The sequence below is a fragment of the Trueperaceae bacterium genome, from assembly GCA_036381035.1.
GTDB lineage: Bacteria > Deinococcota > Deinococci > Deinococcales > Trueperaceae > DASRWD01.
In genome coordinates this window covers 1-2,572 of record DASVDQ010000146.1, presented here as the reverse complement: position 1 = coordinate 2,572, position 2,572 = coordinate 1, and the positions used below count along the sequence as shown (strand labels likewise).

Below are 2,572 nucleotides of genomic sequence, written 5' to 3'. Positions count from 1 at the left end.
GCGCTGGCCGCACGAGGCGGAGCTGTGGCTGGAGGGCATCGCCGGCCGGTGGACGGGAGAGGGCCAGGTCGCAGCTGGCGCGAGGTAGCCCGGTCGCGCCGGCCCCACGTGGCCGCACGGGAGGTGGGACCGCGACCCGGGCGGCAGCGGGCGAGGTGTGGCTCCCGACTTCCCCGCCGGCGCGCTCGGGCGAGGGCGCCAGATGCTCCCACTTGCAATCTATTAGCAGTTGCTAATAGGATGCCGAGAGCGGCCGGCAGGCCACAGGCCGCGAAGGAGGAACGTCATGGCCGAAGGCCTGGAGAGACACCTGGCGGTGATGGAGCGCAGGGTGGCGCACGGCACGCGGGACGGGCAGCAGACCGTGGTGGTGCACGCGGGCCGCACCTACCCGACGCACGCCCTCGACCTGTGGGACGCGGTCACGAACCCTGACCGCCTGCGGCGCTGGTTCATGCCCATCAGCGGCGACCTGCGCGTGGGCGGCAAGTACCAGCTCCAGGGCAACGCGGGCGGGACCATCGAGGAGTGCGTGGAGCCGGAACGCATCCGCGTCACCTGGGAGTACGGCGGCGGCGTGAGCTGGCTGACGCTGCGCTTCGTGCCCGACGGCGAGGGCACGCGGCTCGAGCTCGAGCACGAGTCGCCCGTGATGCCCGGCTTCACCGACAAGTTCGGCCCTGGCGCCGTCGGCGTCGGCTGGGACCTCGGCTTCCTCGGCCTGGCCCTCCACCTGGAGGACCCGACCTCGGAGCGCCCGCCCGAGGCGCAGGAGGCATGGGCGCTGTCGCCGGAGGCCAAGGGCCTCTACCGCTTCTCCAGCCAGGCGTGGGGCCGGGCCGACGCCGACGCCGGCACGCCCGAGGAGGCGGCGCTGGCCGCCGCCGAGACCACGCGCGCCTTCTACTCCGGCGAGCTGCAGCCCGCGGGCATGGGCGGGAGCGAGGACCAGTCCGCGGGCATGGGCGGGGGTGAGGGGGGAGAGTAGGCCGGCCGTGCACCCGTTCGCGGTCCTCGGCGACCCGGTGAGGCGCCGCATCGTGGAGCTGCTCGCCGAGGGCGAGCGCACGTCCGGCGAGGTCGTCGACGTCGTCGGCGACGAGTTCGGGATCACGCAGTCGGCGGTCTCGCAGCAGCTCAAGGTGCTGCGGGACGCCGGCTTCGCCACGGTCCGGGCCGAGGGCCGCAGGCGGATCTACGCGCTCGACCCGGGCCCCCTGCGCACCATCGACGAGTGGCTCGCGCACTACCGGGCCTTCTGGCGGGACGCCCTCGAGGACCTCGCCGCCGAGGTCGAGCGCGGCAAGGTCGAGCGCGCCGCGCGGGAGGGGCCCCTCAGCTAGCGACCCCGCACCGGCGTCGTGGCGAGCTCGGCGCGGGGCGCGCCGCGCGCGAGACGCGCGAAGGTGGCGGGCCCAGGCCGGAGTCGCCCGAGGCACCGGAAGGCGGGAAGGCGAGGCGGCGCGTGCCGACTCGGCGCCGGGCGGGCGATACATTGGCGCGCGATGACCGGCGCCCGTCCCGCCCCCTCCGCAGCCGCAGACGCGTCGCCCGCACCGCGCTCCGCTGACGGCGCCGGTCTCGCACAGCGGTCCCTGACCATCGGGATCCTGCTCGGCGTCACGCTCGCGGCCTTCGAGTCCCTGGCCGTCGTGACGGTGGCGCCGCGCCTCGCCGAGGAGCTCGGCGGCCTGCGGCTCTACGGGTGGATCTTCAGCGGCTTCCTGCTGGCTTCGCTGCTCGGCACCGTCGCCGCGGGCCGGCTCGCCGACAGCGGGTCGCTGGCGCGGCCCCTCGCCCTCAGCCTCGTCGCCTTCGGGCTCGGGCTCGCCGTGAGCGGGTCGGCGTCGACGATGTCGCTGGTCGTCGCCGGTCGCGTGCTGCAGGGCCTGGGCGGCGGGGGACTCAGCACGGTCATGCTCACGGCCATCACCCGCGCCTACCCCGACAGCCGCAGGGCGCGGATGATGGCGCTGACGTCGAGCGCCTGGGTCGTGCCGGCGCTGCTCGGCCCGACCGTCGCCGGCTTCGTGGCCGAGGCGGTGCACTGGCGCGCGGTCTTCTGGGGCATCCTGCCGCTGCTGGTCGTCGTGGGCGCGATGACCGTGCCCCGCTTCCGGCACCTCGTGCCGCCGCCGGCGCCTCCAGCGCCGGTCCGCACCCTGGCCCCGGCGCTGCTCCTGGCGCTGGGCACCGGCCTGTTCCTGGTCGGCGTCGGCGACGACCGTGCGTGGCTCGCCGCGGCCCTCGCGCTGCCCGGGTCCGCGGCGGCCCTGTTCGGCCTGCGCGAGCTCCTTCCTACGGGCGCCCTCTGGCTCAGGCCGGGACTGCCCGCCGTCGTGGCCGGACGCGGCCTGCTCTTCGCGGCGATGGTGGGCGTCGAGGCGTTCCTCGCGCTGATGCTCACCTCCGTCCACGGCTACTCGTCCACGGTCACGGGCGCGGTGATCGCCACCGGCTCCATAAGCTGGGCCGCGGGCTCCTGGCTGCAGTCGCGCCTCGACGCGCGCACGAGCGCCACGCGCGTGCCGCGCCTACGAGCCGGGTCCGCCGTGCTGCTCGCGGGGTTGGG

The 2,572-nt window shown here is 75.7% G+C and carries 3 protein-coding genes; all 3 read left to right on the top strand.

Going from position 1 to position 2,572, the window contains the following annotated elements; translation table 11 throughout:
- Nucleotides 1–286 precede the first annotated feature (286 nt).
- Nucleotides 287–988 (top strand): SRPBCC family protein, encoded by a 702-nt coding sequence (locus tag VF202_15075; protein ID HEX7041438.1) that lies wholly within the window; start codon nucleotides 287–289, stop codon nucleotides 986–988.
- Nucleotides 989–995: 7 nt separating this feature from the next.
- Complete coding sequence (locus VF202_15070; GenBank protein HEX7041437.1) at nucleotides 996–1,343, top strand: metalloregulator ArsR/SmtB family transcription factor; 348 nt, start codon at nucleotides 996–998, stop codon at nucleotides 1,341–1,343.
- A gap of 162 nt (nucleotides 1,344–1,505) precedes the next feature.
- Nucleotides 1,506–2,572: MFS transporter (locus VF202_15065; GenBank protein HEX7041436.1), on the top strand; the 1,067-nt coding region annotated here is incomplete at its 3' end.

What these genes read in the sequence shown, in the direction of transcription:
- VF202_15075 (HEX7041438.1), top strand. Translation starts at nt 287, where the DNA reads ATGGCCGAAGGCCTGGAGAGACACCTGGCGGTGATGGAGCGCAGGGTG.